13 protein-coding genes are annotated in these 11897 nt (G+C 67.7%); 5 read left to right on the top strand and 8 right to left on the bottom strand.

Translation table 11 applies throughout. From position 1 onward, the window contains the following. Positions 1 to 35: 35 nt before the first annotated feature. On the bottom strand, positions 36 to 1304 hold the full coding sequence (locus ACTF4R_RS02725; RefSeq protein ID WP_440006046.1) for an MgtC/SapB family protein: 1269 nt from the start codon (positions 1302 to 1304) through the stop codon (positions 36 to 38). A 183-nt stretch (positions 1305 to 1487) separates the two neighbouring features. Here ACTF4R_RS02725 and ACTF4R_RS02720 point away from each other — a divergent pair, with 183 nt between their 5' ends. The 3 genes from ACTF4R_RS02720 (at position 1488) to ACTF4R_RS02710 (ending at position 3126) form a co-directional block, all read left to right on the top strand. Next, positions 1488 to 1892, top strand: coding sequence for an ArsR/SmtB family transcription factor (locus tag ACTF4R_RS02720; RefSeq protein WP_440006045.1), 405 nt, complete (start codon positions 1488 to 1490; stop codon positions 1890 to 1892). Beyond that, positions 1889 to 2320: an arsenate-mycothiol transferase ArsC gene (locus ACTF4R_RS02715; RefSeq protein WP_440006043.1), complete on the top strand. Its 432-nt coding sequence runs from the start codon at positions 1889 to 1891 to the stop codon at positions 2318 to 2320. Before ACTF4R_RS02720 ends, ACTF4R_RS02715 begins: the two co-directional genes overlap by 4 nt. A 137-nt stretch (positions 2321 to 2457) precedes the next feature. Then, positions 2458 to 3126 (top strand): phosphoglycolate phosphatase, encoded by a 669-nt coding sequence (locus tag ACTF4R_RS02710; protein ID WP_433624285.1) that lies wholly within the window; start codon positions 2458 to 2460, stop codon positions 3124 to 3126. A gap of 130 nt (positions 3127 to 3256) precedes the next feature. Here the strand turns inward: ACTF4R_RS02710 and ACTF4R_RS02705 are convergent, their stop codons facing one another. The 4 genes from ACTF4R_RS02705 to ACTF4R_RS02690 form a co-directional block, all read right to left on the bottom strand. Further along, positions 3257 to 3379, bottom strand: coding sequence for a hypothetical protein (locus ACTF4R_RS02705; protein WP_440006041.1), 123 nt, complete (start codon positions 3377 to 3379; stop codon positions 3257 to 3259). Continuing rightward, the gene (gene cutA, locus ACTF4R_RS02700; protein ID WP_440006040.1) at positions 3379 to 3681 is read right to left on the bottom strand and encodes a divalent-cation tolerance protein CutA; all 303 of its coding nucleotides are present in this window, start codon (positions 3679 to 3681) and stop codon (positions 3379 to 3381) included. The genes ACTF4R_RS02705 and cutA overlap by 1 nt, the downstream gene beginning before the upstream one ends. A 1-nt stretch (position 3682) precedes the next feature. Beyond that, on the bottom strand, positions 3683 to 3847 hold the full coding sequence (locus tag ACTF4R_RS02695; protein WP_440006039.1) for an HEWD family protein: 165 nt from the start codon (positions 3845 to 3847) through the stop codon (positions 3683 to 3685). A 167-nt stretch (positions 3848 to 4014) separates the two neighbouring features. Continuing rightward, positions 4015 to 5406: an outer membrane protein assembly factor BamB family protein gene (locus tag ACTF4R_RS02690; protein ID WP_440006037.1), complete on the bottom strand. Its 1392-nt coding sequence runs from the start codon at positions 5404 to 5406 to the stop codon at positions 4015 to 4017. Positions 5407 to 5573: 167 nt separating this feature from the next. Between ACTF4R_RS02690 and ACTF4R_RS02685 the strand changes: the two genes are divergently transcribed. Together ACTF4R_RS02685 and ACTF4R_RS02680 are read left to right on the top strand one after the other, a co-directional pair. Further along, complete coding sequence (locus ACTF4R_RS02685; protein WP_440006036.1) at positions 5574 to 6083, top strand: MaoC family dehydratase; 510 nt, start codon at positions 5574 to 5576, stop codon at positions 6081 to 6083. A gap of 53 nt (positions 6084 to 6136) precedes the next feature. Further along, positions 6137 to 6637, top strand: a complete 501-nt coding sequence (locus ACTF4R_RS02680; RefSeq protein ID WP_440006035.1) for a DoxX family protein — start codon at positions 6137 to 6139, stop codon at positions 6635 to 6637. Here ACTF4R_RS02680 and ACTF4R_RS02675 read toward each other — a convergent pair. The 3 genes from ACTF4R_RS02675 to ACTF4R_RS02665 form a co-directional block, all read right to left on the bottom strand. Next, positions 6590 to 6934: a DUF5658 family protein gene (locus ACTF4R_RS02675; RefSeq protein WP_440006033.1), complete on the bottom strand. Its 345-nt coding sequence runs from the start codon at positions 6932 to 6934 to the stop codon at positions 6590 to 6592. The two genes, ACTF4R_RS02680 and ACTF4R_RS02675, sit on opposite strands and share 48 nt — an antisense overlap. An 829-nt stretch (positions 6935 to 7763) precedes the next feature. Beyond that, positions 7764 to 8453 carry a helix-turn-helix domain-containing protein gene (locus ACTF4R_RS02670; protein ID WP_440006031.1) on the bottom strand — a complete coding sequence of 230 codons (690 nt, stop codon included), beginning with the start codon at positions 8451 to 8453 and terminating at the stop codon, positions 7764 to 7766. A gap of 142 nt (positions 8454 to 8595) precedes the next feature. Further along, positions 8596 to 11808, bottom strand: coding sequence for a PAS domain-containing protein (locus ACTF4R_RS02665; RefSeq protein WP_440006029.1), 3213 nt, complete (start codon positions 11806 to 11808; stop codon positions 8596 to 8598). Between the last annotated feature and the right edge of the window lie 89 nt (positions 11809 to 11897).

The raw sequence follows: 11897 nt of genomic DNA, 5'->3' as shown, positions 1-11897 counted from the left end.
GAAGACCGTGTTTTAAAAAATTCGTTACAAATCGGTTAGTACGCTGCCACGATGGCAGCTGCGCCGGCCCCGACGAGTAGCACGGTGCTCCAGACGGTGACCCGGTAGGCGAACTGGCGGTCGGGTGCGGACGCGGTCAACGCGGCCTTGACGGCGATGCTCGACGCGGTGGCGAGCATGATGCCGAGCACGGCCGTCCCCTGGTCCAGGTTGCCACCGCTGTAGAGGGTGACTGCCGAGGCGGTCACGCCCGCACTGGAGACCAGTCCGGAGAGGAGGGCGGTGACGTAGAACCCCGTCTGTCCGAACTGGGCCTTCGCGACAGCACCTCCCACGACGACGAGCAGGAAGATGAGTCCGAACCCCAGCACGTTGCGCAGCGAGAACGGACTCTCGAGGTCGATGTCGACCTGCTCGGACCAGTCCGCGGTGTAGGCGGCGATGGCGACGCTGCCGACGATGATGACGCCCAGCGGGATGGTCGCGCCGTACAGCGGTTCCTTCGAACTGCCGAGCGTGAACGCGATGGCGATGGCGAGGTTCCGGGCCGCCATCGCGGCGTCGGCGAGCAGGATGGCCGCCACGCCGTAGGAGGCGGCCTGCGGACGCTGGCGGACGTGGTCGAGCATCGTCCCGACGACCGCCGTCGAGGACGCCAGACCGCCGAAGAATCCCGTGACTGCGATGCCGCGTCCCCCGTAGTTCCGGACGAGCGCGTAGTTGGCGATGCCGATGCCGGCGACGGTGACGACCATTAGCCAGACGAGTCGCGGACTGACCGTGACGTCCAGGACCGGCACGTCTCCCGGCGGAAGCAGCGGGTAGATGACGAACGCCAGGATGGCGAACTCGGCGGCCGAACGCAGTTCCTCCCGGGAGAGCCCCCACGCGAACGTGTGGAGTTCGCGCTTCAGCACGAGCAGCAGCGACGACACCACCGCGACGGTGACGCCGACGAGGATGTACCCCTCGGCGACGAGGACGCCGACGCCGAAGGTGACGAGCATCGAGACGGAGGTGGTCAGCGACAGTCCGTCGTTCTCCTCGGCCACCAGCCCCTGGACCGCGAGCAGGACGCCCTGGACGATGACGAGCAGGCCACCGAGAAACAGGAGGACGTCCCGGTCGACGATGGTGAACGCCGCGCCGAGCAGACTGATGAGCGTGAACGTCCGTATGCCCGCGGACTTCTGTGACCACTCGCGCTCCAGTCCGAGGAACAGTCCGAGTGCGCCCGCGAGTATGACGCGAACGACGTCGCTGTCGAGCGAGGCCGACACGAGTACGTCTTCGATTCCCGGCACTGTTCGAACTACTGCCCCCATTCGATTAAAGACTAGCGGCCGTGACATCTCCGACACCGTCCCGAACCGTCCCGGACGGGTCCGCCGACGGCGGGAGCGGACGGTGTTCTCCCGGAGCGAGTCGCGCGCCGGGGGCGACCGCATCGGAACCGTTATCTGAACAGTTGTTCAACCGTCGCATCGATGTCGACAACCGACGGAACGCTGCGACGACTCCTCGCCGACCGACTCGGCGAATGCTGCGACGAGGACGTCGAGCAGCGCCGCGAGGAGTTGACGGCGCTCACCGACGCCGTCCCCGACAGCACCGCCGACACGCGAGCCCTGTCGGCGCTGTCGAACGACACCCGGTACCGCGTCGCTCGCCTGCTCGCCGCGGCCGACGGCGACCTCTGCGTCTGCGAACTCGCCCCGCTCGTGGACGTGGGCGACAGCGCGCTGAGCCACGCGCTGTCGGACCTGACCGAGGCGGGACTCGTCGAGCGCCGGAAGGACGGCAAGTGGCGCTACTACGCGACGACCGAGCGCGCCGAGGCGCTGCTCGCCGCCCTGGACGACACGCGCGACGACGGAGGGAGCGACGCGTGAGCGAACCGTCGACGGTCGCGTTCGTCTGCGTGCAGAACGCCGGACGGAGCCAGATGGCCACCGCGTTCGCCGAGCGCGAACGCGAGAGGCGCGGCCTCGAAACTCTCGAAATCCGCTCCGGGGGGACTCGCCCCGCGGACTCGGTCCACGACGAGGTCGTAGAGGCGATGGCCGAGGAGGGAATCGACCTCTCCGACCGCGAACCACGGGAGATGACGCCGGCGGAGTTGCAGGAGTGTGACTACGTGCTGACGATGGGGTGTTCGGCGTCCGACGTGTGTCCGGCCACGTGGAGCGGCGAGAACCGCGACTGGGACCTGGACGACCCCCACGGCGAGAGCGTCGACGAGGTCAGGGAGATCCGCGACGAGATAGCCTCCCGCGTCGTCGCGCTGTTCGACGAACTCCAGTCGGAAGAGACGGACTGACTCTTCCTCTCGACCGGCTTCCTCCCCGGCGGCGAACGACGTCGTCCCCGCCGCTCGACCGCCCTCCGACGACCGGAACGCCGTTCCCGGTTCGGGGAGTCGGGGAGACTAAATATCGCTCGTCCGAACGAGCGGGCATGGACCCGCCGCTCGTCCTCGACATCGACGGCACGATGACCCGGCGCGACGACTCGATCGACCCCCGATTTTTCGACCTGCTCCCCGACTGGGACGCTCCCGTCGTCGTCGCCACGGGGAAGGCGTTCCCCTACCCGGTGGCGCTCGCGCACTTCCTCGGACTCCCGCAGAACGTCATCGCGGAGAACGGCGGTATCGTCCTCGCGCGCGACGAGGTGACGGTGAACGGCGACGGCGAGGCGGCTCGCGCGGTCGCCGAGGAGTACCGTGCGGCGGGCCACGACCTCGGCTGGGGGCGGTCCGACCTGACGAACCGCTGGCGGGAGACCGAGATAGCGGTCCGGCGCGACCAGCCGCTCGGCCCGCTGGAGGAACTCGCCAGCGAGCACGGTCTGGAGGTCGTCGACACGGGGTACGCCTACCACGTCAAGCCGCCCGACGTGAGCAAGGGGCAGGGGCTGAAGTCGGTCGCGCGCCTGCTCGACCGCGACCCTGGGGAGTTCGTCGCCGTCGGCGACTCGGAGAACGACGTGTCGACGTTCGGCGTCGCCGGGGAGTCCTACGCCGTGGCGAACGCCGACGACAAGGCGCGCCAGGCCGCCGACACCGTAGTCGAGGGGTCGTACGCCGAGGGGACGCTCGCCGTGCTGGAAGCGTTGCGGGAGTAGTCCGCGAACTCCCTCCGGGCGAACCGACCCTTCTCCGTACTCGGCGCCGGGCCGTAATTTTCTGTCGAGCGTCGTCCCCTACAGCGCCGTCGCGCTCGCCGTCCTGTACTGAAACGGGGTCGACTCCGGGCTACTCGTCTCCGTTCTCGTCCTCGTCGTCCGCGCGCCGCCGCCGTCGAACCTCGTTGGCGAACGCGGCGACGCCGACGCCGAGGACGCCCAGTGCGAGCGCCCAGGGGCCTCTCTCGTCCATCACGCCACCTCCGCGTCCACCCAGTCGTCGAACGAGTCGAGCGTCGCGCTCTCGTCGAAGCGCTCGACGCAGGGGACGTCGTAGGGATGTGCGTCCTCGATGCGGGCGACGAGGTCCTCCCAGCGCTCGTCGGTCGTCTTCGCGAGCAGGACCACCTCCTCGTCGCGGTGGACGTCGCCGTCCCAGCGGTAGACGGACCGGCAGGGGAACCGGTTGACGCAGGCCGCGAGGCGCTCCTCGACGAGCAACTCCGCGATGTCGGTGGCCGCGTCCGGCGGCGCGGTGACGTACGCGGTCGGCATCTCACTCGGCGATGGGATTGTGGGTGCCGTTGATGTCCCAATCGTGGATGCAGTACGTTTCGCCCGCCGACGAGGAGACGACCCAGCCGTGAACGGACTCGTCGAACTCCTCCTCGCGGCCGCAGCGCAGACACCGTCGACGTTTCGGTACGTTCAGTTCGACCATCGGTTCGAAACGTGGCGTCGAATCCACTTAACTTGCCTTCCCTGTCCCGACGGTCACGCGCGAGCGGGGCATGACAACGTCACTACCGTCGCACGAGAGGGAGGACCGATGGCCGAAGCCGACGGTGCGAACGAGGACGCCGGCGCGGCGGTTCGAACCGGTACGGCTCACAGCGGAATTGCCGACACCGTCCCGGAGACGTCGCCGACGTACGCCGCGTGACGGCCGACCGCGGGACCGGCGACGACGCCGTCCTGCGCCAGGAACCGCCAGCGCGTTCGTCCGGTCGCGCGGTCGAATGCGAACGTCAGGCCGTCGTCGTTGGCGACGTACACCGCCTCGTCGGTGACCGCCGGCCGGCCCCAGATGCGGGCGTCCGTCGCGACCCGCCACCGGACCGACCCCGAGCGAGCGTCGAGGGCGTAGGCCGACCCGTCCGTGCTCGTCGCGTACACCGCGTCGCCGGCGAACACCGGCGACGACCAGACGCCGGCCCCGGTGCGGTGCTCCCAGTACGCGTCCCCGGTCGCCGTGTCGACGGCGAACACGCGGTCGCCGTCCACCGTGCCGACGTAGGCGACGCCGTCCGCGACCGCTGGCGCGGCCGCGACCGCCAGCGAGGGCCGGAAGCGGAACCGTTCGGTGCCGTCGAACTCGTGGGCGTACAGACCGCCGTCGAGTCCCGTCACGTACACCGCGTCGTCCGCGACCGTGAGCGAACTCACCGCGCGGGCGACGGTGCGGAACGACCGGCGGCGGTCGCCGTTCGCGGCGTCGAGAACCGACACCCGGCCGTCGCGGCTCGCCACGTACACGTCGTCACCGACGGGGACTGGCGCGACGTCGACGCCGGCGTCCGTCTCGAACCGCCACAGCTCGACTCCGCTGCTCGCATCGAGCGCGTGGAGGACGCCGTCGCGGTCCCCGACGTACACCACCGCGCCGGTCACCGCGGTCGGTCCCACGGCGGTCGGCGTCTCGAACAGCCACTCGCTCACGCCGTCGCGCCTGTCGAGTGCGACGGTGTTGCCGTCCCCCGTACCGGCGTACACGGTCCGGTCCCGGACCACCGGCGGCGTCCCGACCGGACCGCCGACCCGCGTGCGCCACGTCGCGCGGACCCGTCCGGCCGCCCGACCGGTCACGTCCCCGCCGCGCTCGTTCGTCGCGTCGCTCGCTCCCCCGCGTTGGGTCCCGATTCCGGCGTCACCGGTCGTCGACCGTCGCCGCGGTCCCGGCGTGAACTCCTCGGTCGACGGCGACGCGACGTCGTCCGCCCCGGTCGTCGTCGTTCCCTCGTCCGCGTCGTTTCTCTCCACGCCCCCGTCGGACGCGAGGTGGCCCGAACCGTCGCTCGCCTCGCTACGCTCGAACGACCACTCGACGCTGCGGGCGACGCGTTCGTCGCCGCGTCGCGTCACCTGGTCGAACTGGAACTCCGCGACCGCCTTCGTGTCGAACTCGCTATCACTGTCGTTCGAGTCTCCGGTCCGTTCGGCATCTGTCGGTTGGAAATCACTCGCTCGCGCCGTCGTGTCCTCTGTGTCGTCCCCGTTCATGTGTAGTTACAGACCTGATTACGGTCTGATTGACCGATTATTCGAATACTTGCCACTTTGTTATGGACCGGTTAGCCGCCGGTATCGACACCTTACTGGCGCGCAACGGTCGGAACTGTTCGCTCCAGACCGACAGGATTTTTCCGGCCGGTGTCGCAGTTCGGCTCATGACGGGTCTGTACTACGAGGAGTTCGAGGTGGGCGAGACCATCGAACACGGCAAGCGTCGGACCATCAGCGAGAGCGACAACCAGCAGTTCTGCGACATGACGATGAACCAGCAGCCGCTGCATCTCGACGCCGAGTTCGCCGCGGACACCGAGTTCGGCGAGCGCCTCGTCAACGGCCTCTACACGATGAGCCTCGCAGTCGGACTCTCTATCCCGGACACGACCGACGGCACTATCGTCGCGAACCTCTCGTACGACGACGTCGAACACCCGAACCCGGTGTTCCACGGCGACACCATCCGCGCCCAGTCGACCGTCACCGACAAGCGCGAGACGAGCGACGGCGAGCGCGGCGTCGTCACGATGCACGTCGAGGCGTTCACGGTGAACGGGTCCTCGGGGAGCGGCGGCTCGTCGGACGAGTCCGACGACGGGGACGAGACGCTGGTCTGTGAGTTCGACCGGACGGTGCTGTCGCTGAAACGCGAACACGCGGACGGCGAGTAGCGAGCGTCGACCGGAACCGCATCCGTTTCGTGCCCGGGGGACGAAGCGTCCCCGTGTTCGGACGCCTCGAACGGGAACTCTCGCGGCGCGCGCCAGACCCGACTACCGTGGCGCGCGTCGGCCTCGGCCTGACGATACTGCTGGCGGGGGTTCACAAACTGTTCGCGCCGGACGCCTGGGCCGCCTACGTCGTCGACTGGCTCGCGCCGTGGCTAGTCGTCTCTCCCCAGTCGTTCATGCTCGCGAACGGCGTGCTCGAGGTCGGATTCGGCCTCGCAATCCTCGTCGACCGCCACACGGCGTTCGCCGCGGCGGTCGTCGCCGTCTCGCTCACCGCGACCGTCGCGTATCTCGCGCTCGCCGCGCTCACCGTCGACGCCCCCTTCGTGGACGTTCTCGTCCGGGACGTCGGCCTGACGGCGCTCGCGTGGGCCGTGCTGTTCGAGAGTGTGAGCGAGAGGGAGGGCCGGAGCGGCCCGTCGTCGGAGCGCCCCCGTCGCGACGACTCAGAGGAACAGCGAGAGGTTGAGCAGCGTCGCGACCGCCCACGGTAGCGCGAGGCCAGCGGGAACGACGGCCGTGTACTCGCTGGGCAACAGCGGTCGACAGGCGACGCCGACGCCGACCGCGAACGCCTTGATGCCGAAGAGCGCCACGAACCCGAACTGGGCGATGGCGGAGCGCGCGACCGGGTTGGACTCCACCATGCCGGCGCGGAGGCCGGCGTACGTGGTGAGGAGGTCGCCCGCGAGTGTGAGTGCAGCGATTAGCCAGAGGATGCGCTCGACGCGTCCGACGTCGGGCCACGCCGCGCCTCCGAGACGAACGGTCGAGGGTCGTCGGTGACTCATGGGTGTGTCACGCGGGCGGCCCGCGTCGTCCCCACCGACGACCCTAACGGGCTTTATTATAAACCGGCTTGTCGGCCGTTAGGCACCCTCTAAATCCGCAGATGGGTCCCCCGTTTCGCGCCGGAGACGGCGTCGGTCGGCGTCGCCGCGCACCGAACCGTCTCCGTCGGCCGTAACGCTCGACCAGGGTCGACGAACCTGCCGCGTACCGTCGGCGGGGCGACGACTAGAGACGACGGTGTTGCCCGGGGGCGAGGCGCGCGCGGATACTGTCTCCCCCGTCGACGGTGGAGTGTCCAGTGGTAGTTCTCCCGAAGCCCACCGAAGACCGATGAGTAAAACACCACGACTCCGTACGGAACGACGGTCGGAGCCGGATACCTTCGACGTCTGCTCGCAGGAAGGGAGTGCGACGCCGGGTGGTCTAGAACACGATACTCGCGATCATCCACCCGAAGAAGAGGACGACTATCCAGAGCAGCAGCTGGAACAACAGAAACAACCGGAGTTTCAACGGTGACTTGGTTTGCACCATGCCAACAATAACCATGGTTCGGAGCGAGTTAGTTCTTACGTCCCTGACGGGTGTAAACCGCGACCACGACGAACGCACTCCGGGATTACGCTGGCGGAATCGGGTTAGGTTGGTCCGGAATCCCGTTCGGCGGGACCGTGGTCGGCCGACCTCCACCGAAAGGTCCTCGTAGCCCGTAGCAACGTCCCCGCTCCGGAGCGTCGAGTCGAAGAGTCCCACAAACGGGAGGGGAGAAGCTTCGAGGGCGATGAAGCCGGCGCTGCTACCGGAATCGCTTCGAAGGCCGACTGTCGATTAATCGGCAGCGGTGCCGTCCGTCGACGACGCCGTCGGTCCGTGGCCGAGAACTACCGTGTTCGTCACGAGAGCGTCGTGTGCCCGCCGGAGTCGCTCGGAGAGCGCCTGGTGGGAGATTCCAAGTTCCCCGGCGAGTTCTTCCGCGCTCGTCTCTCGCGGCACCGAATAGTAGCCCCGGTCGGACGCGAGCTGCAGGGCGTCTCGCTGTTCCTGCGAGAGCCCGAACCGTCCCTCTTCGTGCCCCGAGAGGGACTTTATGTTCTGAACTTCGAGGTCGATTCCTTTCTCCACGCAGTACTCGTTCGTTTCCGTAATCGCGTCTCGGTCGCCGAACAGGAGTCGAAGGTTCCACTTGTCGCCCTTTCCGGATGCCGCGAGCACGGTTCCCTTCTGCTTGACCAGTATGTTGACGAGGACTTCGATGCGCGTGCTCCATTCGAGTTGGTACAGGTACTCGTCGTCGAACTCCGCGACGAGCTGGAAGTCGTCGACGGTGTCGTCGTCCCCGAACGCGTCTTCGATCTCGTCGCGCTTCCCGGTCCTCACCCAGACGAACGGCAGTATCAAATCCTCCTTCGACGCGACCAACTGCTCGACGTCGAACCGGACCGTCTCCAGGCGCTGCAACGTCTGTTCGAGCGCGAACTGCTCGGACGGGATTTCCACTTCGACGATTGTCCCTGCCATCAGGACCAATGAACAGTGGGCTCTCTATACCCTTTTCTGTCTATTTCTGATTAACCGGGTGACATCCAAGCCGGCCGGTAAATCGGTGCGTCACGCACGGTGAACGTGGTCGAGGGTCGACGGCCCGGGAGGGGTGACCTGCTCAGTCCCGCGGTGCGTCCTCGTCTACGTTCGTGAACTCGAACCGGGACCCGCCGGCCGCGCTCTCGGTCGCCCGGGACTCCCACCCGTACACCTCGGTCAGCTTCTGGACGAACGCCAGCCCTACTCCGGTACCGCCTTTCTCGGCTGCCGTCGTGAATCCGGCTTCGAACACGGCGTCACGGTCGTCGGCCGGGATGCCGGGGCCGTCGTCGGCCACGTAGAAGCCGGTCGGGAGTTCGCCGACCGTGACGTCGACGTCTGCTCCTCCGTGTTCGACGGCGTTCTCGAAGAGATTCTGGAACAGGTGGCGAATGTACGTCTCGTCGGCCTGAATCGTCCGGTCGACGTCGATGTCGACCGTCGCGTCGGGTGTCTCGACTTGGTCCCACGCTTCCCGCGCCACGTTCGCGAGCGAGACGGTGGTTCGCTCGCCGACCGCCTCGTGGCCCCGCGTCAACGCCAGCATGACGTCGATCATGGCGTCGACGCGGTCGAACGCTTCCCTGACGTGCTCGACCGCGTCCGAGTTGGCCTCGTCCGGCAGTTCGTGACAGTACATCTGGCCGATGGTGACGGGATTGCGGAGCTCGTGGGCGAGCATGCTGGCGAAGCTCTCCAGGCGCTCGTTCGACTGTTCGAGTTTCTCGACCGTCTCCTCGAGTCGCTGCTCGCGCTCGACCCGTTCGGTGATGTCCTGAGCGAAGCTCAGCCCGGCGAAGATATCGCCGTCGGCGTCGCGCAGGGGCGTCGCCCAGACCCGCCAGTTTCGGCCACCGAACTCGGTCGTGGTGCTGTCGGTCCGTCCGTCCTCGACCGCCGCCCGGAACAGCGGTTCGAGGTCGTCGACGGTGTCAGCGGGGAACACGTCCGGCATCCTCCTGCCTTCGAGACCCTCCCTGTCGGGCAGCGCGTCGCCCAGAACGGCGCCCTGGGTCAACGTGTACCGGAGGTCGCGGTCGTACATGCCGACCGCACCGTTCGGGAAGTGCTCGGCGAGCGTCCGGTACCGGCGCTCGGACTCCTCGAGCAGGCGCTGGTTCTCCCGGCGTTCGGTGATGTCCGTCAGCGTGGCGACGCCGCGGACGACCCTGCCGCTCGCGTCCCGAATCGGCATCCCGTGTGCCATGATGGTCCTGCGCTCTCCGTCGGCCGTCTCGATTTCGTAGATGTCGGGGTCGGTCACCACCTCGCCCCGGACCACCCGGGCGAGCGTCCACTCCTCGGGGGAAACCGGCTCGCCCGTGTCCGCCCACCACCCCGAGTAGAGATCGTAGTCACCGATGTCGTCCGCGTCGAACGAGTCGACGCCCCAGATATCCTTCGCGGTGTCGTTCGCTTCGACGACCTGGCCGTCCTCGTCCCCGACCAGGATGCCGACCGGAAGCACCTCGAACAGCGTTTCGAGCTGTCTCCTGTGCTCTTCGAGTTCCCGCTCGGCTTCCTTCCGTTCCGTGATGTCGGCGAGCGCGCCGGGGAACGTGACCGGGTCGCCGTCCTCGTCGCACTCGACGTGGCCGCGGGCCACGACCCAACGCAGCTCGTCGTCGGCGTTCCAGACGCGGTACTCCGCCTCGTACTCCCCGCAGGACTCGATGGCTTCTTCGATTTCCCGTTCCACGCGCTCGCGGTCGTCCTCGTGGATGGCCGAGATGTAGCGGTCGAGCGAGACGCCCTCGCGGGCGGCGTCCGGGTCGATTCCGAACGTCCTGGCGAACGACGCGTCCGTGATCATCTCGTCCTCGGGAATGTGCCACTCCCACGTCCCGACCGCACCAGCCTCCGTCGCCGCCTCCAGCTGCGACTTGGCGTCGCGCAGGTAGCGCTCGCGCTCTTTCTGCTCGGTGATGTCCTGGGCCATGGTCATGCCGGCGAACACGTCGCCCCGCTCGTCGGTGATGGGGACCGCGTGGACGATCCACTCGCGCCCAGCGTACTCGAGTTCGACCGAGCGCTGGTCGCCGTCGAGCGCGGCCTGGAACGCGGGTTCGAGCGCGTCGGCGGTGTCCTCGTCCCACACCTCTCGGAACGGCTCTCCCTCCACGTCCTCGGGGTCGACGGGGATGTCGTCGAACCCTCGACCGGCCGCCAGCGTGTACTCGAAGTCGTGGTCGAACAGCGTCACGATGCCGTTCGGGAAGTACTCCGCCAGGGTGCGGTAGCGGCGCTCGCTCTCCTCGAGTTCGGTTTCGAGGCGCTTGCGCTCGGTGACGTCCTGTGACATTCCGAGCGCGGCGAACACGTCGCCGTCGTCGTCGGGAACTGGGGCGAAGTGGAACTGGTAGACCCTGTCGCCGACGGTGGCCTCGAACGTAGCGGTTTCGCCGTCGAGGGCGGCTTCGTACCGCGGGACGACGACGTCTGCCAGTTCCTGTGGCAACGCGTCGCGAAGGGAGGCTCCTTCGAGATCCGCTCTCGTCACGTCCACGACGCCTTCCGGCGTGCCACCGAAGGTGACGTAGCGGAGGTCTTCGTTCACCAGCGCCACGGCACCGTTCGGGAAGTTTTCGACGAGGCTCTGGTAGCGGGACCTGTACTCCTCGAGTTCCCGTTCGCGCTCCTTGCGGTCGGTGATGTCCCGGAAGTAGACGGAGAGCCCCGTCTCGGAGGGGTAGGCGTGGACCTCGTACCACGCCTCGAGCGGTTCGGGATAGTAGAACTCGAAGGAGGTCGGCTCCTGGGTCTCCATCGCGATCCGGTACTCCTCGCCGAGTTTCGAGTCGGTCGCCCACTCGAACACCTCCCAGAAGTTCTTGCCGACGAGTCCTTCGTCCTGGTAGTCGATCAGTTCCTCCGCTCGCTCGTTGACGTGCGTGAACTGCCACCGGGTATCGAGCGCGTAGAACGCGTCCGAAATCCGCCCGAACACCTCCGCGAGTTCGGTTTCGAGGCGCTCGTGCTCGGTGGCGTCGGAGGGGGAGCCTTCGAGCGTGACGGCCGAGGTTTCGAGAACGTCGTCGGAGCGATTGCGAGCGGGCGCATCGTCGGCGGACGAGTCTCGGTCGGCGGGCCGCCACCACACGCGGCCCTGTTCACCGACCGTCTTGCTTCCGAGGTCACCGCGCTCGACCAGTTCGTCGAGTTTGTTCGCGGCGGTGCGAGAGGAACACCCGAGTTCCTCCGCGATTTCGCCCGCCGTCAGCGGTTCACGAGTCGCTCCCGCGTTCTCCCAGACGGCGAGCACCTCGTCGGCAGTAATCTGGCCGGAACTCATTGGCCCTTTTTCCGTCTGTGGGGGGTAAAAATCCGTTGGGCGACAGGTCGTAGTGTCTGCCGGCCGGTCGGTCCGGAAGACCGCTCCCG

Source organism: Halomicrococcus pelagicus (assembly GCF_051917725.1).
Lineage (GTDB): Archaea > Halobacteriota > Halobacteria > Halobacteriales > Haladaptataceae > Halomicrococcus.
The sequence above is the reverse complement of the archived record's forward strand: the minus strand, read 5'-3'. Positions and strand labels throughout refer to the sequence as shown.